The 20,450-nt window shown below is 63.3% G+C and carries 21 protein-coding genes; 10 read left to right on the top strand and 11 right to left on the bottom strand.

All coding sequences use genetic code 11. The annotated features are described in order from the left end of the window. Positions 1–7 precede the first annotated feature (7 nt). The 3 genes from FE851_RS05155 to argC are packed head-to-tail and all read left to right on the top strand — an operon-like array spanning position 8 to position 2,224. Entirely contained in the window at positions 8–415 is a 408-nt protein-coding gene (locus FE851_RS05155) for a MarR family transcriptional regulator (protein WP_017184726.1), read from the top strand. Further along, entirely contained in the window at positions 375–1,283 is a 909-nt protein-coding gene (locus FE851_RS05150; protein ID WP_107126112.1) for an NlpC/P60 family protein, read from the top strand. The genes FE851_RS05155 and FE851_RS05150 overlap by 41 nt, the downstream gene beginning before the upstream one ends. Next, positions 1,280–2,224, top strand: coding sequence for an N-acetyl-gamma-glutamyl-phosphate reductase (argC, locus tag FE851_RS05145; protein ID WP_145200451.1), 945 nt, complete (start codon positions 1,280–1,282; stop codon positions 2,222–2,224). Before FE851_RS05150 ends, argC begins: the two co-directional genes overlap by 4 nt. 27 nt (positions 2,225–2,251) lie before the next feature. Here the strand turns inward: argC and FE851_RS05140 are convergent, their stop codons facing one another. Continuing rightward, entirely contained in the window at positions 2,252–2,461 is a 210-nt protein-coding gene (locus FE851_RS05140) for a hypothetical protein (RefSeq protein WP_017184729.1), read from the bottom strand. A 235-nt stretch (positions 2,462–2,696) separates the two neighbouring features. Between FE851_RS05140 and FE851_RS26015 the strand changes: the two genes are divergently transcribed. Then, a complete protein-coding gene (locus FE851_RS26015) occupies positions 2,697–2,870 on the top strand; it encodes a hypothetical protein (protein WP_017184730.1) in 174 nt (57 codons plus the stop codon). A 60-nt stretch (positions 2,871–2,930) separates the two neighbouring features. Next, positions 2,931–4,256 carry a PQQ-dependent sugar dehydrogenase gene (locus FE851_RS05135; RefSeq protein ID WP_145200448.1) on the top strand — a complete coding sequence of 442 codons (1,326 nt, stop codon included), beginning with the start codon at positions 2,931–2,933 and terminating at the stop codon, positions 4,254–4,256. A 176-nt stretch (positions 4,257–4,432) separates the two neighbouring features. Here FE851_RS05135 and FE851_RS05130 read toward each other — a convergent pair whose 3' ends face one another. Beyond that, on the bottom strand, positions 4,433–5,248 hold the full coding sequence (locus FE851_RS05130; protein WP_145200445.1) for an ATP-binding protein: 816 nt from the start codon (positions 5,246–5,248) through the stop codon (positions 4,433–4,435). Between the two features lie 136 nt (positions 5,249–5,384). On the opposite strand from FE851_RS05130, the gene FE851_RS05125 reads away from it, so the two are divergent. Then, positions 5,385–6,341 carry an L-threonylcarbamoyladenylate synthase gene (locus FE851_RS05125; protein WP_145200442.1) on the top strand — a complete coding sequence of 319 codons (957 nt, stop codon included), beginning with the start codon at positions 5,385–5,387 and terminating at the stop codon, positions 6,339–6,341. Between the two features lie 49 nt (positions 6,342–6,390). Here the strand turns inward: FE851_RS05125 and FE851_RS05120 are convergent, their stop codons facing one another. The 7 genes from FE851_RS05120 to FE851_RS05090 form a co-directional block, all read right to left on the bottom strand. Then, positions 6,391–6,657, bottom strand: coding sequence for a hypothetical protein (locus tag FE851_RS05120; RefSeq protein ID WP_017182779.1), 267 nt, complete (start codon positions 6,655–6,657; stop codon positions 6,391–6,393). 98 nt (positions 6,658–6,755) lie between these two features. Continuing rightward, on the bottom strand, positions 6,756–7,289 hold the full coding sequence (msrA, locus tag FE851_RS05115) for a peptide-methionine (S)-S-oxide reductase MsrA (RefSeq protein ID WP_145200439.1): 534 nt from the start codon (positions 7,287–7,289) through the stop codon (positions 6,756–6,758). Between the two features lie 87 nt (positions 7,290–7,376). After that, positions 7,377–9,083, bottom strand: coding sequence for an AMP-binding protein (locus tag FE851_RS05110; RefSeq protein WP_026002322.1), 1,707 nt, complete (start codon positions 9,081–9,083; stop codon positions 7,377–7,379). A 136-nt stretch (positions 9,084–9,219) separates the two neighbouring features. Further along, positions 9,220–9,903 carry a DUF1013 domain-containing protein gene (locus FE851_RS05105; protein WP_017182776.1) on the bottom strand — a complete coding sequence of 228 codons (684 nt, stop codon included), beginning with the start codon at positions 9,901–9,903 and terminating at the stop codon, positions 9,220–9,222. A gap of 115 nt (positions 9,904–10,018) precedes the next feature. Beyond that, positions 10,019–11,047 (bottom strand): glycosyltransferase family 4 protein, encoded by a 1,029-nt coding sequence (locus FE851_RS05100; RefSeq protein ID WP_145200436.1) that lies wholly within the window; start codon positions 11,045–11,047, stop codon positions 10,019–10,021. A gap of 112 nt (positions 11,048–11,159) precedes the next feature. Beyond that, on the bottom strand, positions 11,160–12,035 hold the full coding sequence (locus FE851_RS05095) for a UDP-2,3-diacylglucosamine diphosphatase (protein WP_017182774.1): 876 nt from the start codon (positions 12,033–12,035) through the stop codon (positions 11,160–11,162). Between the two features lie 513 nt (positions 12,036–12,548). Further along, positions 12,549–13,580 carry an NAD(P)H-quinone oxidoreductase gene (locus FE851_RS05090; RefSeq protein WP_261370855.1) on the bottom strand — a complete coding sequence of 344 codons (1,032 nt, stop codon included), beginning with the start codon at positions 13,578–13,580 and terminating at the stop codon, positions 12,549–12,551. A 78-nt stretch (positions 13,581–13,658) separates the two neighbouring features. On the opposite strand from FE851_RS05090, the gene FE851_RS05085 reads away from it, so the two are divergent. Both FE851_RS05085 and clpA read left to right on the top strand, forming a co-directional pair. Next, entirely contained in the window at positions 13,659–13,856 is a 198-nt protein-coding gene (locus FE851_RS05085; protein WP_017182772.1) for a DUF1192 domain-containing protein, read from the top strand. A gap of 156 nt (positions 13,857–14,012) precedes the next feature. Further along, positions 14,013–16,343 carry an ATP-dependent Clp protease ATP-binding subunit ClpA gene (gene clpA, locus FE851_RS05080; protein ID WP_019052618.1) on the top strand — a complete coding sequence of 777 codons (2,331 nt, stop codon included), beginning with the start codon at positions 14,013–14,015 and terminating at the stop codon, positions 16,341–16,343. Positions 16,344–16,686: 343 nt separating this feature from the next. Here the strand turns inward: clpA and FE851_RS05075 are convergent, their stop codons facing one another. Further along, entirely contained in the window at positions 16,687–17,853 is a 1,167-nt protein-coding gene (locus FE851_RS05075; protein ID WP_261370854.1) for an MFS transporter, read from the bottom strand. A 327-nt stretch (positions 17,854–18,180) separates the two neighbouring features. Here FE851_RS05075 and FE851_RS05070 point away from each other — a divergent pair, with 327 nt between their 5' ends. Continuing rightward, positions 18,181–18,810 (top strand): glutathione S-transferase family protein, encoded by a 630-nt coding sequence (locus FE851_RS05070; protein WP_145200429.1) that lies wholly within the window; start codon positions 18,181–18,183, stop codon positions 18,808–18,810. A 178-nt stretch (positions 18,811–18,988) separates the two neighbouring features. Here FE851_RS05070 and FE851_RS05065 read toward each other — a convergent pair whose 3' ends face one another. Beyond that, the gene (locus FE851_RS05065) at positions 18,989–19,723 is read right to left on the bottom strand and encodes a Bax inhibitor-1/YccA family protein (RefSeq protein WP_017184495.1); all 735 of its coding nucleotides are present in this window, start codon (positions 19,721–19,723) and stop codon (positions 18,989–18,991) included. A gap of 125 nt (positions 19,724–19,848) precedes the next feature. Between FE851_RS05065 and thpR the strand changes: the two genes are divergently transcribed. Next, positions 19,849–20,391 carry an RNA 2',3'-cyclic phosphodiesterase gene (gene thpR, locus FE851_RS05060; RefSeq protein ID WP_145200426.1) on the top strand — a complete coding sequence of 181 codons (543 nt, stop codon included), beginning with the start codon at positions 19,849–19,851 and terminating at the stop codon, positions 20,389–20,391. The last annotated feature ends 59 nt before the right edge of the window (positions 20,392–20,450 follow it).

Below are 20,450 nucleotides of genomic sequence, written 5' to 3'. Positions count from 1 at the left end.
AGGCCACATGAACGCTCATCCCGCCACCGATCTTTCGCCCGCAATCGACCGGCCCGGCCTGCTGCCGCTGACCCACTGGATGCGCACCCTTGTTGACTATGTCCGGTCGGGCAAGCCCGATCTGACCAACCGGCAGATGGCGCTGATGCTGACCGTCTATATTGCCGCCGGGCCACATACGGTGCGGGGTCTGGCCGAAGCGCTGCATGTGTCAAAGCCCGTAATCACCCGCGCGCTCAACAAATTGTCGGCCCTGGGCTATCTGCGCCGCGAACGCGATGTCAGCGACCGGCGCAATATTTTTATCACCCGGACCACCAAAGGGGCGGAATTTCTTGACGCCTTTCACCTTTTCATCGCAGGAACCGCGCGCGATGACAGGTACGAACAACCCCGCGCGGAACGAACCGCCTGAAAGAACCCGTTTCAAGCTCGACGGGCGTTCCGTCGCGCTCGACCGCCGCGTTCATGCGGCGCGGGGTGACCTGGCCGATCTGGCGCTGGCGGGGACGTTATTTTCCGCCCATTACGCCCGCGCCGTCCCGCTCACCTGCGTCGCGCCCGGCTCGCCGATCCTGACCGCGCCATCGGCCACGGGCGAAGCCGTCAGCGAATTGCTGCGCGGCGAAACATTCCATGCGCTGGACGTGATGACCGACTGGGCCTGGGGCTTTTGCGGGCATGACGGCTATGTCGGCTATATCCGGCGGGAAGCGCTGGACGTGCTGGAGCCGGTGAGCCACCGGATCACCGTCAACACCGCTCCGCTGTTCAGCGCGCCGGACATCAAGGCACCGATCGCTGACTACTGGCCGGGCGGCGCGCTGTTTTCGGGTGAGGCGGAGGATGGCTTCATCGCCTGCGCCGAAGGCTTCATCCATATCCGTCATGCCACCCCGCTCGACACGATCGCCACCGATTGGGTCGCCGTGGCGGAGCGCTATCTGGGCCAGCCCTATGTCTGGGGCGGGCGCGGGCATCGCGGCATCGACTGTTCGGGACTGGTGCAGGTCGCGCTGGGCCAGTGCGGCATATCCGTACCGCGCGACACGGACCTGCAATGCGAAGGGATCGGCAATCCGATCGACAGCGAGGCCGTGTTGCAGCGTGGCGACATCCTCTTCTTCCCCCGCCATGTCGGCATCATGATCGACGGCAAGACCCTGCTGCACGCCAATGCACACTGGATGGCGGTGGTCGCGGAACCCCTGGCCGACGTGGTCGCGCGGCTGGCCGGGGATCATGCCCAACCCATCATCGCGCGGCGGAGGATCGGCGCATGACGACACAGGTTTTCATCGACGGCGGCGTCGGCACCACCGGCATAGAAATCGCCGACCGGCTGGCCGGACGCTCCGAATTGTCGCTGATCCGTCTGGACGAGAAGGATCGCAAGGATGCGCGCGCGCGCCGCGATGCACTGAACGCGGCTGACGTCGTGATCCTGTGCCTGCCCGACGATGCTGCGCGCGAAGCCGTGGCGCTGATCGACAATGACCGCACCTGCGTGATCGACGCATCGACCGCGCATCGGGTGGCGGATGGCTGGACCTATGGCTTTCCCGAACTGGAACCCGGGCATCGCGAAAAGCTGGCAGCCAGCCGCTTCGTCGCCAATCCGGGCTGCTGGCCGACCGGCTTTCTGGCGCTGGTGCGGCCGCTGACGCTGGCTGGTCTGCTGCCGGTCGACTGGCCCGTCACCGTGTCGGGCGCGTCGGGCTATTCGGGCGGCGGCAAGGCGATGATCGCGGAATATGAAGGGGCCAACGGCGCGCCGACCGCTCTGCGCGCCTATGGCCTTGGCCTCGCGCATAAGCATGTGCCGGAAATGACCCGCTATTCCGGACTGGCTCACGCGCCCCTGTTCGCACCTGCCGTCGCCAACGCCTATCGCGGGATGCTGGTGGAAGTGCCGTTGCAATTGCGCGCAATGCCCGGATCGCCCACGCTGGCGGACGTCCATGCGGCTTTGGCGTCCGCCTATGCCGGATCGCCGATCGTGAGCGTCGCCGCGCTGGCCGACAGCGACGCCATGGGCAAGATCGATCTGGAACAGGTTGGCGCGACCGACCGGCTGCAACTGTTCGTGTTCGGCAATGCTGCCGCCGGTCAGGCGCGGCTGGTCGCGGCGCTCGACAATCTGGGCAAGGGCGCGGCGGGCGCGGCGGTGCAGAATCTCAACATATTGGCGGGACTGCCCGAAACCGCCGGATTGCGCCTGTAGACCATCGAACCAGTCGCGGGTCGACCGTCAGTGAATCGTGCCCAGCGGCTGATCATGGGTCAGCAGCACGATCAGGCGTTCGATCTGCCGCCAGTGGCAAAAATGGATATGGTTGCCCACGTCCAGGCTGCGGTCGGCGCGGGCAGCGGCTTCATAACCGGCATTTTCGCCGAACAGCGCCATCAGTTCGGCGGCGTCCTCATAGCTCTTTCGGCCCGAAAGATATGGCAACTGCATTGCGACCCCCATTATATTTCCGGCGACACCCATTGGTTCGCTCCCTTCTTCAATCCCCGTGCCATTTCAACGCTTTGACGGGGTTGGCGGGATGCGAGGGTGAACAGGTCATTAGCCAAGTCCCATGATGGGACAAACATCCCGCAACGGCACGGCCAGTCCCGAAACGACGCCCGCGGCCCTGTGACAGCAAAGCCTCTGGCCTTGTCGCATCGTCCATGGCAAGGGGCTGCGCATGAGCAATGACAGGAAAGAGCCGACCGGCGCGGGCGCGATCATCGCCCTCCTCATCCTGGGGGGAGCGATCACTGGCGGGATGATGGGCCAGCCCAGCATCGGCCTGCTGGCGGGTGTGGCCGCTGGCGTGCTGATCGCCGTGCTGCTGTGGCTGCGCGACCGGCGCAAATAAGCGTCGAAACTGCCGCCCATCCACCTTGCCCGATGCGGCACGGCGACATAGATGTGGGGGATGAACAAGCATCTGATCGCCCTCCCCCTCGTCGTCCTCACGCTGGCCGGCGGCGCATTCCTCTATCTTGCGCAAGGGGACACGGCCCAGTTGCCACCCGGCGCGGACACGGGGCGCGAACCGGTATTCACCGGACCGCGCAGCGAGATGATCCCGACGGTCAATATCGCCGAAGTAAAGCCCTGGACCGCAGGTGAAGCGCCGGTGCCCGCCAAGGGGCTGGCCGTCGCCCGTTTTGCCGACGGACTGTCCCATCCCCGCTCCATGCTGCGCCTGCCCAATGGCGATGTACTGGTGGCCGAAACCAACAGCCCGCCCCGCCCGACCGGCGGCATCGTCAACCGGGTGATGAACTATCTGATGAACAAGGCGGGCGCTGGCGATCCATCGCCAAACCGCATCTCGCTGCTGCGCGACGCCGATGGCGACGGGCGGGCCGAAACCAAGACAGCTTTCCTGACCGGGTTGAATTCGCCCTATGGCATGGCGCTGCTGGGCAATACGCTGTTCGTGGCCAACACGGACGCGCTGATGGCCTTCCCCTACAAGCCGGGCGATACCAGGATCAGCGCACCGGGCCGCAAGATATTGAACCTGCCCGCGCAGGCGCCCAACATGCATTGGACGCGCAGCCTGACCGTCAGCCCCGAAGGGATGCTCTATGTCGGCGTCGGGTCCAACAGCAATATCGGCGAAAACGGGCTGGAAACGGAAGCCAATCGCGCAGCCGTGCTGGAGGTCAACCCGAGGACCGGCGACTATCGCATCTGGGCGTCGGGCCTGCGCAACCCGGTGGGCCTGGCGTTTGAACCCAAGAGTGGCGCGCTGTGGGGCGTAGTGAATGAACGCGACATGCTGGGCAGCGACCTGGTGCCCGACTATCTGGCGCGGATCGAATTTGGCGGCTTCTATGGCTGGCCGTGGAATTATTGGGGCGGGTATGAGGATCGTCGTGTCCAGCCGCAGCGCCCGGAAATCCGCGAATATACCAAGCGGCCCGATTATGCGCTGGGCAATCATGTCGCCGCGCTGGGTCTGACCTTCGCTGACAAGGTGACGCTGGGCGCGCCCTATACGGACGGCGCGTTCGTCGGCCTGCATGGCAGCTGGAACCGCAAGCCTGCCGCAGGATATAAGGTGGTGTTTGTCGGCTTCACCGATGGCGAGGCGGGCAAGGCCAAGCCGGTCGATGTGCTGACTGGCTTCCTCGACCAGGATGGCAAGGCCCATGGTCGCCCGGTCGACGTGACCGCCGACGCCAAAGGCGCGCTGCTGGTCAGCGACGATGTCGGCGGCGTGGTCTGGCGGGTGACGAAGGGGAAGTGATGTAAGGCTCGCATACTCCCGCGCAGGCGGGAGTGTGATGTTCTTCATCCTCCCCTTGCAGGGGAGGTGTCAGCGCGTAGCGATGACGGAGGGGTGTCACCCTCTCGATAGCTCAACACCCCTCCGTCTGGCCTGCGGCCAGCCACCTCCCCTGCAAGGGGAGGATCGTCTTGCCGCTAGACTTTCAACCCGTTGCGCCCCGCCAGTTCGACGACATATTGCCACGCCACCCGCCCCGACCGGCTGCCGCGCTGGGTCGACCATTGGACCGCCTCCATCGGATCGAAACCGATGCCGAGCTTGTCCGCATAGCCGCGCACGATCGCGACATAGGCGTCCTGATCGAGCGCATGGAAGCCCAGGCTCAAACCGAACCGATCAGACAGCGCCATCCGGTCATCCACCACATCGCGCGGGTTGATCGGGTCATCCTGCTCCGACAGATGCCGGGGGACGATATGGCGGCGGTTCGACGTCACATAGAGCCGCACATTGGCCGGGCGCGCCGCCGTGCCCCCCTGCAACAAGGATCGCAGCGACCGGGCATCGCCCACCCCTTCGTCAAAGCCGAGATCGTCGAGGAACAGGATGAAGGGCCGGTTCGTGCCGCGCAGCAAAGAGAAAAGCGTGGGCAGGCTCGCCAGTTCGTCGATCGCGCATTGCAGCAGGGCGATGTCCCGCCCCTCCCCCTGCAACTGGCCGACGACGGACGCCACCACCGCCGACTTGCCCGTCCCGCGCGCACCCCATAGCAGCACGTCATGCGCCGCATGGCCCGCCGCATGACGGCGGCTATTGTCGAGCAGCGCGCCCTTTTGCGCGTCGATCCCGGTCAACAGGTCGTAATCCACCGGCGCGAATGCCTCCACCGCCCGGATGGCCCGACCGTCCCATACATAAGCAGGCGACGCGGCAAGATCGGCGGACGGCGCGGGCGGCGGCGCGAGCCGTTCCAGCGCCTCGGCAATGCGGATGAGGAGATCGTCGGTCATGGCGGGGACTTACCGGGCGAGCGACAGCGCGGCAAGCCATGGCGCGCCTCGCATCCGCTCCTCTCGTCAGCCCATGTCATGCGACTGACGCAATGGCCTTTTACTCGGTCGGTTCGCCGTCTATATCGCGGGGGCCGTGACCATCCCAAATCCAGCTTATTCCACCCGATCCTGCCGCTACGGCGCAGAATCCCTGCGCGAGGCGGCGTTGCTGATCCGCGCTGGTGAACCAGTCGCGGTGCCCACCGAAACCGTCTATGGCCTGGCCGCCGATGCAACCGACAGCCACGCCGTCGCCGCCATCTACAGCGCTAAGGGGCGACCGAGTTTCAATCCGCTGATCGTCCATGTCGCCGACCGGACGATGGCGCAGCGGCTGGCGGATTTCTCGCCCGTCGCCAACAGTCTGGCGGATCGGTTCTGGCCGGGGCCGTTGACGCTGGTGCTGCCGGTCCGGGCCGACAGTGGCCTCTCCCCGCTGGTGATGGCGGGCCTGCCCACCGTGGCGCTGCGCTTGCCAGCGCACCCCGCGATGCGCGCGCTGATCCGCGAAAGCGGACGCCCCCTTGCCGCGCCATCGGCCAATCGCAGCGGGTCGATCAGCCCGACACGGGCCGAGCATGTGCTGGCCAGCCTCAATGGCCGGGTGCGCTTGATATTGGATGAAGGACCGACCAGCGAAGGCGTGGAATCGACCATCGCCGCGCCGGAGCATGATCATGTGCGGCTGCTGCGCCCCGGTTCAGTGACGGCGGCGATGCTGGAGGAAGCGACCGGCCTGCCCGTCCTGATCGGCAAGGGCGAAACGAAGATCGAAGCGCCCGGCCAGTTGGAAAGCCATTATGCGCCGTCCAAGCCGGTACGGCTCGAAGCCATGCGGGCGGAGCGGGACGAATATCTGATCGGCTTTGGCCTGATGCCCTGCCACATCAATCTCAGCCCGGAGGCGGACGTGCGGGAGGCGGCGGCCAATCTCTTCGCCGCGTTGCACATCGCCGACGCGAGCGCACAGCAGCGCATCGCCGTCGCCCCCATCCCTGATGACGGGATAGGCGCGGCGATCAACGACCGGCTGAAACGCGCGGCGGCTTAGAGCTTCAATTCCACCTGCGGAGGTCGGGATTGCAGTCGAAAGTCGGTGTTTAATCGCAATTGTCGTAGCCGGCATCCCTGCACTGGCGGCGGCGTTCCTTGTCCGCCTTCTTGCGCGCCTTGCCATCGCGCGCTTCCTGCTCGCGCATCTTGCGACCATAATTGCGGTCGGCCTCGTCCTGGCTGGTCGTCGCCCAGTCCGCCGCCTGCGCGCCCGCGCGCACCGGCATGGTGGCGATGTCCAGCGCCGTCTTGGCAATACAGCCGGGCAGAGCCAGCAGCATTAGCGGCGCGGCCAGCATCATCATCTTGTTCATCTTCAGTCCCCCGACGTGGTTCGCCGCCCTACTGGCATAGCCCATCTTAACCATAGCCTAAGCTGGCTACAAAATGCGGTAAAGCACGTCGCGGAAAATCAGGCGTCCATCTTTTCGGCAAAGCCCTTGCGCAGCTTCGCGAGCTTGGGCGGGATCACCGCCATGCAATAGGGATTGCGGTCGCCGACCCGGTCCCAATATTGCTGATGATAATCCTCCGCCGGATACCAGGGGCCGTCCGGCTCGATCGTGGTGACGATTGCGTCGGCATGGTCCGGCTGCGCCCGGCCGATCGCGGCCTTTGCCTCGGCCTCCTGCGCGGGCGAATGGGGGAAGATGGCGGATCGATACTGGGTGCCGACATCATTGCCCTGCCGGTTCAGCGTCGTCGGGTTATGCGTCGCAAAGAAAATGTCGAGCAGATCGGCATAGCTGATCACGTCGGGATCGAAACTGACACGGATCGCTTCGGCATGGCCGGTCGCGCCGGAACAGACCTGTTCATAGGTCGGGTCAGGCCGCGACCCGCCAATATAGCCGCTCTCGACAGCGCTCACGCCTTTCAGATTCTGATACACCGCCTCGGTGCACCAGAAGCATCCACCTGCCAGCGTCGCGATTTCCTGCGCCATGATTATTCCTTCCAAACCTGATTAGTCCCCGCCGCCATTCGCCCGAACGGTGGCGGGAGCAATGCTTGGACATGCAGATAGGAAGGCTCAGGCCGCTGTTCCAGCCTCCGCAGCGCGCGCGGCCGCTTTCGCACGTTCCTCGGCGACCAGTTCCTTGCGCGAAAGCTTGCCGACCAGCGTGCGGGGCAGGTTCAGCCGCACCTCGACCTCGCACACCCGTTCATGCTTGCCCAGTTGCGGATTGAGCCAGTCCTTCAATGCCGCGCCGTCAATCTCCGCATCCTCGGCCAGCGTCACGAACGCCTTGGGCTGTTCGCCGCGGTAACGGTCGGGGATGCCGATGACCAACGCTTCCTTGACCATCGGATGATGGTAGAGGACCGCCTCGACCTGGCTCGGAAACACTTTGAAGCCGCCAACGGCGATCATGTCCTTCAATCGGTCGACGATGCGGACATAGCCATCCTCGTCAATCTCGCCCACATCGCCGGTGCGGATGAAATCGCCGATAAAGACATCGGCGTCGGCATCCGGCCGGTTCCAATAGCCCTTCATGATCTGCGGCCCGGCGAACAGCAATTCGCCCGGCTCTCCGGGCGGCGGCGGCCTGGTCGGGTCCTCGCGATCCACCAGCTTCACCCGCGTCCCCGGCACCGGCTGTCCCACCGTCCCGGTCTTGTTCAGCCCCTCATAGGGATTGGAACAGACGATCGGGCTGGTTTCGGTGAGGCCATAGCCTTCGATCAGCTTGGCGCCCGTCGCTGCCTCGAACCGTTGCCGCACTTCCAGCGGCAGCGGCGCACCGCCCGAAATACAGGCGCGCAGCGATGAAAAGTCGATGTTGCGGATCGCTGGATGATCCAGCAGCGCCTGGAACATGGTCGGCACGCCCGGCAGCGATGTCGCCTTGACCCGCTGCACCGCCGCCAGCACCTGCGCTGCGTCGAAACGGGGTAGCATGACCATCTCGCCGCCATTGATCACGGTGCGGTTGAGCGTGCAGGTATTGGCGAACACATGGAAGAAGGGCAGCACTGCGATGATGCGATCTTCCTCATTCGCGTGCGGGTCGATCGCCTGCGCCTGTCGCGCATTGGCGGTCAGATTCTGGTGGGTCAGCATCGCCCCCTTGGGCGTGCCTGTCGTCCCGCCTGTATATTGCAGCAGGGCGATGTCCCGCTCCGGGTCGATCGAGGGCACCGTGCAGTCGCCCGCATTGGCGATCAGCCTGTCATAGCGCAGCACGCGCGGATCGTCCGGCAAGGGCACGGACTCGCTCGCCTTGAACAGGCGGAACAGCAGGGATTTGACCGGGGGGAGCATCTCCGCCACCGATCCGACGACCAGCTTCTCCAGGCTGCTATGCTCCAGCACTTCCAGCGCGGTAGGAAGCAGCGCCTTGGCCGACAGGGTGAACAGGATTTTCGTCCCGCTATCCTCGACCTGATGTTCCAGTTCGGCAGCGGTGTAAAGGGGGGAGAAATTGACGACGATCGCGCCAGCGATCAGCGCGCCATAATAGGCCGCGACATAATGAGGCGTGTTGGGCAGATACAGGCCGACCCGGTCGCCCTTCTGCACTCCCATCGCCTGCAAACCGCACGCAATGCGGCGGATTTGCCCGAACATCGTACCATAGCTGAACCGGCGACCCATGAAGTCGATCATCGGTGCATCGGGGTGGGCCAGCGCGCTGCTGGTGACCATCTCACCCATCGACAAAGGGGGGAATGTTCGTTCCCATACGGTGGGGTGCTGATAATGCTCCCGCCAGATTTTCTCTATGCTCTCCATGGGGGAAGTCTATGGCCAACGGTCACTTTACGCAAGCGTCAACCTCAGCAAAAAGGCCGCGCCGATTGCCCGGCGCGGCCCTGAAAAATGCTGCATTGCGGCGACTTACGGCCAGTCGCCCAATGACGCTACGGCATCAAACGCTGCCCTTGTTGTTGCTGAACGGATCAAGGATCGTGGCGATGCCGGAAATCAGTTCCGCCTCGCTGCGCAGCGCCTCATCAGCGCGCCGGGCATTGTCGTCACGCTCGCGCCGCAGCTCCTCGATCAGCGCCGCACGGTCGCCATCCAGCCGCGAATCGGCCGGCGCCTCGATGCCCAGCTTCTTGGCGGTCTTGGCGACCAGAGCGTCCAGTTCGCGCTGCGAACACAGACCCAGCGTCACCGGGTCTTTGGGCGTGATATTGGAAATGTTCCAGTGCGTCCGGTCGCGGATCGCCGCGATGGTGGTGCGGGTGGTGCCGATCAGCTTGCCGATCGCGCCGTCGGACACTTCGGGGTGATTGCGCAGGATCCAGGCGATGCCATCGGGCTTGTCCTGCCGCTTGGACACCGGCGTGTAGCGCGGCCCCTTGGTGCGACGGACAGGCTCCGGTCCTTTCAGCATCTTCAGCTTATAGTCGGGATTCTGTTCGCCCTTGTGGATTTCTTCCATCGTGATTTCATGGGCGCGCACCGGGTCACGGCCGGTATATTTGGTGCTGGCGGTATCATCGGCGATCGCCTGCACTTCCAGGATGTGAAGCCCGCAAAATTCCGCAATCTGTTCAAAGCTCAGAGCGCTGTTGTCGACCAGCCAGCTGGCGGTCGCATGGGGCATGAGTGGCTGGGACACGGGAACATTCTCCGGCACAAAAACGATAAGGGCCGCCCAAGCAGGGCGGCCGCGACCGTCTGGAGATAGTCGATCATGCCCGTTCGAGCAAGGAAAAGCGTCAGGCCGCGCTGTCCAGCCCCAACCGGTCGATGGTGTGCAGGCCCGCCAGGAACTCGCGCGCGCTGCGTTCCCAGCTAAAGCTGCGGCCATAGGCGGCACAGGCCGCCCGGTCGCAGGCCAGCGCAATGGCGACCGCCTGCCCCAGATCCTCCGACAGCGCGCCGCATTCGGGGGTCACAATATCGACCGGCCCGGTGACGGGATAGGCCGCGACCGGCGTGCCGCAGGCCAGCGCCTCTATCATCACCAGGCCGAACGTGTCGGTACGGCTAGGGAAAACGAACACATCGGCCCCGGCATAGGCGCCCGCCAGCGTCTCGCCGAACAATGGCCCCATGAACAGCGCTTCGGGATAGCGCCGCTCCAGCGATGCGCGCGCCGGGCCATCGCCGACGACCACCTTGGTGCCGGGATGATCGGTCGCCAGAAAGGCTTCCAGATTCTTCTCCACCGCCACCCGGCCAACCGCCAGCATGATCGGCCGGGGCAGATCGGCGAACAGGGCGGGCGGCTGCGCGTCCGGCGTAAAGGCGCTCAGGTCCACGCCCCGGCCCCATGGCAATACATTGTGCAGCCCATGGGCGCGCAGTTGCGCGCGCACCGATCCGGTCGACACCAGCACCGCCTGCGCCGGGCCGTGAAACCAGCGGATATAGCGCCAGAACCAGGCCGGGGGCAGCCCGGTGCGCTGCGCCACATAGTCGGGGAAATGGGTGTGATAGGCGGTGGTGAACGGCACGCCGCTGCGCAGGCACCAGCGCCGCGCCGCCAGGCACAGCGGCCCTTCCGTCGCCAGATGCACGGCTTCCGGCTGGAAGGCGGCGATCGCCTGTCCCACCACGCCCGGTCGCACCAGCGCCAGCCTTATTTCGGGATAGGTCGGGCAGGGAATGGACCCGTACAGATCAGGCGAAAGCACCCGGACCTCATGCCCCATCGCCTCCAGTTCCGCGCGGATCGTCTGGAGCGTGCGCACCACGCCATTGACCTGCGGCGTCCATGCATCGGTGACGATCATAATGCGCATGGGATCACTCCGTCATCTCGCCCTAATCCCGCATGTTCCCGCGCAGGCGGGAACCCAGTTCAGACGTTTGGACTGGACTCCCGCCTTCGCGGGAGCACGACTGCTTGAATTCTTAAGCCGCCATCCGCGCCCGTTCGCCCTGCTGCCCTTGCGTCCGCGCGGCGATTTCATCGGCCCAGTGCAGCACTTCCATCCGCCCGCACTCATGCTCGACCAGCGCGGTGCAGCCTTCCACCCAGTCGCCGTCATTATAATAAGCGACGCCGGCAATCTCGCGCATTTCAGCATTGTGGATATGCCCGCATACCACGCCATCCACGCCCCGCGCGCCCGCTTCATGGGCGACCACTTCCTCAAATTGGGAAATGAAGGATACGGCGTTCTTGACCTTGTGCTTGGCCATCTTGCTGAGCGACCAATAGGGCAGGCCCATGCGCTGCCGCACCGCATTGACCACGACATTCAGCCGCATCAGCGTGGTGTAGGCGGCGTCGCCGACAAAGGCCAGCCAGCGATGCGCCAGCATGATCGTGTCGAATTCATCGCCATGCAGCACCAGCAGCTTGCGCCCGTCGGCCGTCATGTGGATCGCCTTGCGCCGGATTTCCACGCCACCGAAATTCATGCCGGTGAACTGGCGGAACATCTCGTCATGATTGCCCGGAATATAGACGACCCGCGTGCCGCGCTTGGCCCGCTTCATCAGCCGCCACACCACGTCATTATGGCTGGCAGGCCAGTAAAAGCGCTTCTTCAGCCGCCATCCGTCAATGATGTCACCCACCAGATAGATGGTGTCGCTGTCCACATTGTCGAGGAAATCGATCAGCATCGCCGCATTGCACCCGCGCGTCCCAAGATGGATGTCGGAGATCCAGATGGTGCGAAACCGGCGACGCTCGCCCTGCGTCCGTTCGGGTACGGAAAATGGCTCGGCGCCGTCCTCCGGCAGGTCCGCCAGAAATGGCAGGCGCGTGATGGCGTTCATGATGCGATCCCCAAAGACTGATGCCCTCAGGACCGGTTCCCTACCGCTGCAATGTTACAGTTCCGAAGCGAATATGACGGAAATGCTACGGTTTGCGTGGGTTTTACAGCTCCCCTCCCGCCCACGGGACGGAGCTATCACAGATTGAAGGCGCGTCATTTCACTTCGTCATGCTGAACTTGTTTCAGCATCCATCGCGCGCCATGAGCCTCCGCTTGTGACGAGAAATGGATGCTGAAACAAGTTCAGCATGACGTGGGGATAGGAACGACGTCCTGCACCTGTCTCTTATACACATCTAGATGTGTATAAGAGACAGGTGCAGGACGTCGTTCCTATCCCCACGTCAGGCTGAACTTGTTTCAGCATCCATCGCGCGCCATGAGCCGCCGCTTGTGACGAGAAATGGATGCTGAAACAAGTTCAGCATGACGTGGGGATAGGAACGACGTCCTGCACGGTCTTCATGCTGCGGGAAGCGCGTTTAGCCTACGCCGCCAGCTCCACGCCCCCTCAAACCACCAGCACAATCTTGCCGAAATGCTCGCCCGCATCCATCCGCGCATGCGCCTTGGCTGCGTCCGCCAGCGCGAACAGTTGGTCCATCGCCGGGCGCAGCTTGCCCTCCTCCACGAACGACCACACCGTCCGCACCAGTTCGTCGGCGACCAGGCTCTTGAACCCCACCGACCGCGCCCGCAGCGTCGATCCGGTCAGTGTCAGCCGCCGCTGCATGATGGCCGGAATAAACACGTCCGCCTTCGCCCCGCCCAGCACCGCGATCGACACATGCCGCCCATCCTCGGCCAGGCACTCCAGGTTGCGCGGCAGGTAATCGCCGCCCACCATGTCCAGCACCGCCTGAACGCCCTGCCCGCCGGTGATCCGCTTCACCTCGGCGACATAATCCTGGGTCTTGTAATTGATCGCCTCGTCCGCGCCCCATGCCTTGGCGGCCGCGCATTTCTCGTCCGATCCGCAGGTGACGATGATCTTCACGTCGAACAGGTTGCACAGCCGGATCGCCATGGTGCCAATTCCGCTGGTCCCGCCATGCACCAGCACCGTGTCGCCGCCCACCGCATAGGCGCGCTCGAACAGGTTGGTCCATACGGTAAACAATGTCTCCGGCAGCGCCGCCGCCTCGATCAGGTCATAGCTCTCCGGCACCGGCAGGCATTGCCCCGCGGGCGCCAGGGCATATTCCGCATAACCGCCCCCGGCCAGCAGCGCACAGACGCGCTGCCCGATCAGCAACTCGCCGCCCTGCCCGGCCGCCACGATCGTGCCGGATACTTCCAGCCCCGGAATGTCCGAAGCGCCGGGCGGCGGCGGATATTTGCCCTGCCGTTGCAGCACGTCGGGCCGGTTCACCCCGGCGGCGGCCACGCGGATCAGCACCTCGTCATCGCCAGGGACCGGCACTGGCCGCGTCTGCGGCACCAGCGCATCAGGCCCACCCGGCACGGGAATGGCGATCGCCATCATCTCGCCCGGTACGCGGTTGCCATCGGCCATCGTCGCTTCCCCCCAAAACCTGCTCATGCTGCATCGCACCAAAATCGACCGGCGGAATGCGCGCCCTTATTGACAGAGTGGCCCGCAGGGTCAACATTACCGTTCATGGACAAGGATGATGATCTCCCTCACCGGGCTGACGATCCACTGGCCCGGCTGCTGATGCAGGATCTGGACCCTTTGTCCGTGGCTGAACTGGACGCCCGCATCGCCGCCCTGAAGGCGGAAATAGCGCGGACAGAAGCGAAAATGGAATACGCCGTTAACCATAAGGCAATAGCCGAGGCGTTATTCAAGCGATGAACCCGCGCCTTGCCCCACGCACCCTGACGAAGGGTTCTACCGGGCACGGTCAGTCTGGCAATTCCGCAGGTCAAGGCGCGCGTCTTGATCCGGCGTCGAGCAATGCCGACATAAGGTTCAATACCGCCCTCTCATCGGGCCAGGAGTAGAACAGACATGCCTTCTTTCGCACCCGCTCTGGAAACCACCTTGCACAATGCGCTGACCCATGCGTCGGAACGCAAGCATGAATATGCGACGCTGGAGCATCTTCTGCTGGCGCTGATCGACGATGAACATGCGTCGAAGGTGATGCAGGCATGCGGCGTGGAAATCGGCGAGCTGGGTGATGCCGTCACCCAATATCTCGATACCGAACTGGACAGCCTCAAGGTCGAAGGGGCGAGCGACCCCTCCCCCACCAGCGGTTTTCAGCGCGTGGTCCAGCGCGCCATCCTCCACGTACAATCCTCCGGCAAGGATGAAGTGACCGGGGCCAACGTCCTCGTCGCGCTCTTTTCCGAACGTGAAAGCTACGCCGTCTATTTCCTGCAACAGCAGGATATGAGCCGTCTCGATGCCGTGAGCTTCATCAGCCATGGCGTCGGCAAGGGTACGCCCACGCCTGAGCGTCAGGAGACCAAGGGGGCAGCCGAAGAGGAGAAGAAGGTGCAGGACGGCAAGGGTAAGAAGGACAGCGCCCTCGATCAGTTCACCGTCAACCTGAATGAAAAGGCGGAGCGGGGCAAAGTAGACCCCCTCATCGGCCGCGCATCGGAGGTTGATCGCACGATCCAGATCCTGTGCCGCCGGTCGAAGAACAACCCGCTCTATGTCGGCGATCCCGGCGTCGGCAAGACCGCGATCGCCGAAGGTCTGGCGCGCAAGATCATCGAAGGCGAAGTGCCCGACGTGCTCAAGGAAGCCGTCATCTACTCGCTCGACATGGGCGCGTTGCTGGCCGGCACCCGCTATCGCGGCGATTTTGAAGAGCGGCTGAAGGCCGTCGTCACCGAACTGGAAAAGCTGCCGCACGCGGTCTTGTTCATCGACGAAATCCACACCGTGATCGGCGCTGGCGCGACCAGCGGCGGCGCGATGGATGCCTCGAACCTTCTGAAGCCCGCTTTGTCCGGCGGCACGATCCGGTGCATCGGCTCGACCACCTACAAGGAATTCCGCAACCATTTCGAAAAGGACCGGGCGCTGCTCCGGCGCTTCCAGAAGATCGACGTCAACGAACCCTCGGTCGAGGATACGATCAAGATCCTCGCTGGCCTGCGCTCGGCGTTCGAGGAGCATCACCACGTCAAATATACGCCGGACGCGATCAAGGCGGCGGTGGAACTGTCCGCGCGCTACATCAACGACCGCAAATTGCCCGACAAGGCGATCGACGTGATCGACGAAGTCGGCGCGATGCAGATGCTGGTCGTGCCCTCCAAGCGCAAGAAGACGATCACGCCCAGGGAGATCGAGCAGGTCATCGCGACCATGGCCCGCATCCCGCCCAAGACCGTGTCGTCCGATGACAAGAGCGTTCTGGAATCGCTGACCACGGACCTGAAGCGCGTCGTCTTTGGCCAGGACAAGGCCATCGAAGTGCTGTCCAGCGCGATCAAGCTGTCGCGCGCGGGCCTGCGTGATCCCGACAAGCCGATCGGCAACTATCTCTTCTCCGGCCCAACCGGCGTCGGCAAGACGGAAGTGGCGCGTCAGCTTGCGACCCTGCTCGGCATCCCGCTCCAGCGTTTCGACATGTCGGAATATATGGAACGCCACTCGGTCAGCCGCCTGATCGGCGCGCCTCCGGGCTATGTCGGCTATGATCAGGGCGGCCTGCTGACCGATGCCGTCGATCAGCAACCGCACAGCGTCCTGCTGCTCGACGAAATCGAAAAGGCGCACCCGGACCTGTTCAATATCCTGTTGCAGGTGATGGATAATGGCCGCCTCACCGACCATCACGGCAAGACCGTCGATTTCCGCAACACCATCCTCATCATGACCACCAATGCCGGTGCGTCGGACATGGCGAAGGAAAGCATCGGCTTTGGCGAACTCACGCGCGAAGATGTGCAGGAAGACGCGGTGAAAAAGCTTTTCACCCCCGAATTCCGCAACCGTCTCGATGCGATCGTGCCGTTCGGCTATCTGCCGCCGGAAATCGTCGCCCGCGTCATCGACAAGTTCGTGCTGCAACTCGAACTGCAACTGGCCGACCGCGACGTCCACATCACCCTGGACGAAGAGGCCAAGGCCTGGCTCACCAAGAAGGGCTATGACAAGCTCTACGGTGCCCGCCCGATGGGCCGCCTGATGCAGGAAAAGATCAAGCAACCGCTGGCCGAGGAACTGCTCTTCGGCAAGCTGGTCCATGGCGGCGAAGTCCATGTCCATATGAAGGAAACCGATGGGGTTGGGGCTCTGGCCTTCGAAATCACCCCCGCCGCTCCCAAAAAGGGCAAGAAGGGCGGCAAGGCCAAGACGCCGGAAGGCACCAAATAAGCGCGATTACAGTCGCAAACAAAAAGGGCGGCCCGCAAAGGCCGCCCTTTTTCATGGCACCCCACCAATCCCCCAACCCCGTCATCCCCGCGGACGCGGGGATCCATCCTTCGCTCCACACCTCAAATAGCGACGATAGAAGAGACTGGATTTACTGACTTATTAGGGCAGTTAGTGGACGAGCGGGTACGGCTAGGACAGCCTAAGAGCCGCCGTTTCACGGCGCCCAAAACCCTCCCCGTGAGATTGTCGAGCAATTTCACAACCCAACAGTATTTTTCGCATATCAGAACACACGCACAGCGCCGTTCTTTCAAGCCGCTGAACCACTCCGATAATCATGTCATTTTCGCCAGCGGGTCGTTTTGACTGTTTTTGAAAACCACCGCTCATTGAACATACGCCATCCGAATATGCCCGCGCCAATGCCAAGCAGGCCGCCTACGAGATAGGCGGTTGGCGCATCGTCCGGCACGAAGAGGCCGCCAGCGACATAGCCGCCGATTACGGCGGATCGCGTCACTGCGCCATAGATCGCCGCGACCTTGCCATGATCCGAGGGAGGGCATTCCGATTGCAGTAAGGTCCGGACAGCAACATTATGGATGCTGTTCGCGCCGCCCCCAAGCATGAAGGCTACGGCGATAATAGCAAATCCGGTCGGCGCGAGACCGATCAGCAGCATTGTCACGCCCATGACGGTGGCGGTGCTGAACACGGCCAAGCCGATCCTAGAGCCAATAGCCTTTTCGGCAAACCCAGCGCCGATCAACATCCCACCTGCCCATAATGCGGTCAGCACGCCAAAGGCAGTCGGCCCGCTCCCCAGCGTCACTATGACGAGGAACACGAAAGCAACGTCGGCAATGGCGGTCGCGAACACTTCAAGGCTGAGAGCGCTTGTCACCACCATCAAGCCTCGATTGCGAAGCAGAGGCAGATAGTCCGCAAGCAGGGTTTGTCCCTCCCGATCGACCCGTTGCGGCTTGCGGCGTAGACCGCTTGCCATCACGACAATCGCCAGAAGGGCGAAACTGACGGCATCGCCCAAAAGCACATTGCTCGATCCGATCGAGCCCACCAGCACGCCGCCAGCGACAGGGCCGGCAAGCATTCCAAGGCTGCGGAGTGTTTCCAAAAGAGAATTGGCGCGCGCGAGCGTTATCCCTAGCTCCCTTGCCAGCACTGGTATCATCGCGAACGTTGCCGCGCTGCTAATCGTAAACAGCACGCTCAACAGCGCAGCCCCTGCGAGCGTGAACATGGGATAGTAGGCGATGAGGGCGATAACGCCAGCTTGTAGCGCCGATGCCATGACAAGAATGCGTCCGGCGTCCTGGCGGTCTATCAGCCGCCCTGCATAAGGCGCGACGATAAGGCCCGGCAGCAACTCCGCGATCAGCAGCAGAGGCACCGCATAGGCGGCCGTGTTCTCGGCAGTGCGGAACATGAGAGTAAGCAGCGTGATTTCATCGCCGATCGTCGAAATCGTCAAGGCGGCAAGAACCAACCATCCCCAGCCTTGCCGAAACTCAACGCCCACTCAATTAACCTTTCACATTGGCCCCTCTTGGCCGGATTGCTTCGCACAGACAGGATCACGGGGAAGCGGATAGCGGGTTATGTCAGCGAAAGCTGGAAATCTCATGGCAATTTTCAACCAATAATCAGGTGTTTCCCATGAGCATCCCTTCCGACCATTCCATACTTCATCATAACAGGCTGGATTGGCCACCACCCGCCTCCGTCGAAATCCGGCACCCTACAAATCCCCTGGCCCAGTCCCGACATTTCCGCCACCCTCTCATCCAACCGCTTTGCCAAGGAGAGCAACGCCATGACCGACACCCTCACCTTCTACACCAACCCCATGTCGCGCGGGCAGATCGTCCGCTGGATGCTGGAGGAAGTTGGCGTGCCCTATGACCCCGTCCTGCTCGACTATGCGACGACGATGAAGGCTCCCGACTATCTCGCGATCAACCCGATGGGCAAGGTGCCCGCGATCGTCCATAACGGTACCATCGTCACCGAATGTGCCGCCATCTGCGCCTATCTCGCCGATGCCTTCCCCGCCGCCAACCTCGCCCCGCCAGCCCAAGCGCGCGGCCCCTATTATCGCTGGCTCTTCTTCGCGGCCGGGCCGCTCGAAGCCGCGATCACCAACAACGCCATGGGCTTCGTCCTGCCGGAAGGGCGCGAACGTACCGCAGGCTATGGCTCGCTCGACGACGTGCTGAATACGCTCGAACAGGCGGTGGCGGGCGAGGCATGGATTTGCGGCGACCAGTTCACCGCCGCCGACGTCTATGTGGGGTCACAGATTGATTGGGGTCTGTCCTTCGGCACCGTGCCGGAGCGGCCCGCCTTCACCGCCTATGCGGAACGCCTGCGCGCGCGTCCCGCCTATCAGCGGCAAAAGGAGATCGACGGCGCACTGATCGCGGCGATGCAGAACCAGGGTTAAGTCTCCCCCCCCCGTTCGCTTCGAGCGTAGTCGAGAAGCAAGCAGCGCAGCATTCGCGCCTGGCGCGCCTCATTTCTCGACTGCGCTCGAAACGAACGGATATTGGCCCAAGACTCGTACAAAAAAGCCCGGCGGAGGTATCTCCGCCGGGCCTTCATAATCTCGCTATCCAGGCCAATCAGTCGCGATTGCCCATGAAGCGCAGCAGGAACAGGAACATGTTGATGAAGTCGAGATAGAGGTTCAGCGCCCCCATGACGACCGACTTACCCATCATGTCCGTGCCCGCGACATGCGCGTAGATGCTCTTGATCTTCTGCGTGTCATAGGCGGTCAGGCCCGCGAACAACAGCACACCGATGAAGCTGATGACCAGATCCATCGCGCTCGATTTCAGGAACAGGTTGATGAGGCTGGCGACCAGCAGGCCAACCACGCCCATGATCAGGAAGGTGCCGAAACCCGACAGATCCTTCTTGGTGGTATAGCCAAACAGGCTCAGCCCCGCAAAAGCGGCTGCCGTCGCAAAGAAGGTCTGGGCGATCGATGTGCCGGTATAGACCAGGAAGATGGACGAGAGCGACAGGCCCATCACCGCCGCATAGGCCCAGAACAGACCCTGCGCCGCCACCGTCGACAGCCGGTTGATGCCAAAGCTCAGCACCATCACGAACACCAAAGGCGCGAACATGATGACATATTTCAGGATGCCGGGACCAGCCAACACCTGATAGGCCAGCCCGCTCGACGCAAACAGCACGGCGACGATGCCCGTCAGCAAAACGCCGCTCGCCATATAATTATAGACCGACAGCATGTAGCTGCGCAGACCGGCGTCGAACGCCTCGCCCCGCGCGACGCTATTGCCGCCAAAGCCCGCAATATTGGAACGGGGATCGGACCAGTTGGCCATGAAAATTCTCCTTCGTCGGCGTCATTGTCGCCGCTGATTCCATTATCGGCGCTTATGGCCGGATATTCAAGCGCTCTCGTAACCGCACTGGCCTAACGCGCGGTAAAGCCTATAGTCGGCCCGTCATGCATCGCCTGTTCGTCGCCATCCGCCCGCCGGCTGCCCACCGCGCGCAACTGCTTGCACTGATGGGCGGGGTCGCGGGCGCCCGGTGGCAACGCGACGATCAGTTGCATCTGACGCTGCGCTTCATCGGGGAGGTCGATCGGCACCGCGCGAGCGACATTGCCGACGCGCTGCGCACCATCCGCTTCGCCCCGTTCGACGCCAGAATTGCGGGCGTCGGGGTGTTTGATCGACGCGGTCTCATCGACACGCTCTGGGCCGGGGTCCAGCCGCGCGATCCGCTGGCCAGCCTGCATCGCAAGGTCGATCGCGCCTGCGTCGCCATGGGTCAGCCACCCGAAGAGCGCGCCTATTGGCCGCACATCACCCTCGCCCGCTTCGGGCGAAGCGGCGCTATCGTCGACCCCTTCCTGGCTTCCCACGCCGCACTGAACAGCCCACCCTTCACGATCGACAGCTTCGCCCTGTTCGAAAGCCGCCTCGGCAACAATGGCGCGCACTATCAGATCGTCGAGGATTATGGCCCCGGCAGCCCGGACTGAAGGATTGGTTCTGATATTTGCAACCCATGGCTCTGGCATGGGTATGCAAATATCAAAAT

This window comes from Sphingobium sp. B2 (genome assembly GCF_007693735.1).
GTDB lineage: Bacteria > Pseudomonadota > Alphaproteobacteria > Sphingomonadales > Sphingomonadaceae > Sphingobium > Sphingobium xenophagum.
This window is presented reverse-complemented; position numbering and strand designations above follow the sequence as displayed.

Bases quoted from the DNA above. Each gene is read 5' to 3' on its own strand.
- FE851_RS05155 (WP_017184726.1), top strand. From the start codon at position 8: ATGAACGCTCATCCCGCCACCGATCTTTCGCCCGCAATCGACCGGCCC.
- FE851_RS05150 (WP_107126112.1), top strand. From the start codon at position 375: ATGACAGGTACGAACAACCCCGCGCGGAACGAACCGCCTGAAAGAACC.
- argC (WP_145200451.1), top strand. From the start codon at position 1,280: ATGACGACACAGGTTTTCATCGACGGCGGCGTCGGCACCACCGGCATA.
- FE851_RS05140 (WP_017184729.1), bottom strand. From the start codon at position 2,461: ATGCAGTTGCCATATCTTTCGGGCCGAAAGAGCTATGAGGACGCCGCC.
- FE851_RS26015 (WP_017184730.1), top strand. From the start codon at position 2,697: ATGAGCAATGACAGGAAAGAGCCGACCGGCGCGGGCGCGATCATCGCC.
- FE851_RS05135 (WP_145200448.1), top strand. From the start codon at position 2,931: ATGAACAAGCATCTGATCGCCCTCCCCCTCGTCGTCCTCACGCTGGCC.
- FE851_RS05130 (WP_145200445.1), bottom strand. From the start codon at position 5,248: ATGACCGACGATCTCCTCATCCGCATTGCCGAGGCGCTGGAACGGCTC.
- FE851_RS05120 (WP_017182779.1), bottom strand. From the start codon at position 6,657: ATGAACAAGATGATGATGCTGGCCGCGCCGCTAATGCTGCTGGCTCTG.
- msrA (WP_145200439.1), bottom strand. From the start codon at position 7,289: ATGGCGCAGGAAATCGCGACGCTGGCAGGTGGATGCTTCTGGTGCACC.
- FE851_RS05110 (WP_026002322.1), bottom strand. From the start codon at position 9,083: ATGGAGAGCATAGAGAAAATCTGGCGGGAGCATTATCAGCACCCCACC.
- FE851_RS05105 (WP_017182776.1), bottom strand. From the start codon at position 9,903: ATGCCCCATGCGACCGCCAGCTGGCTGGTCGACAACAGCGCTCTGAGC.
- FE851_RS05100 (WP_145200436.1), bottom strand. From the start codon at position 11,047: ATGCGCATTATGATCGTCACCGATGCATGGACGCCGCAGGTCAATGGC.
- FE851_RS05095 (WP_017182774.1), bottom strand. From the start codon at position 12,035: ATGAACGCCATCACGCGCCTGCCATTTCTGGCGGACCTGCCGGAGGAC.
- FE851_RS05090 (WP_261370855.1), bottom strand. From the start codon at position 13,580: ATGAGCAGGTTTTGGGGGGAAGCGACGATGGCCGATGGCAACCGCGTA.
- FE851_RS05085 (WP_017182772.1), top strand. From the start codon at position 13,659: ATGGACAAGGATGATGATCTCCCTCACCGGGCTGACGATCCACTGGCC.
- clpA (WP_019052618.1), top strand. From the start codon at position 14,013: ATGCCTTCTTTCGCACCCGCTCTGGAAACCACCTTGCACAATGCGCTG.
- FE851_RS05070 (WP_145200429.1), top strand. From the start codon at position 18,181: ATGACCGACACCCTCACCTTCTACACCAACCCCATGTCGCGCGGGCAG.
- FE851_RS05065 (WP_017184495.1), bottom strand. From the start codon at position 19,723: ATGGCCAACTGGTCCGATCCCCGTTCCAATATTGCGGGCTTTGGCGGC.
- thpR (WP_145200426.1), top strand. From the start codon at position 19,849: ATGCATCGCCTGTTCGTCGCCATCCGCCCGCCGGCTGCCCACCGCGCG.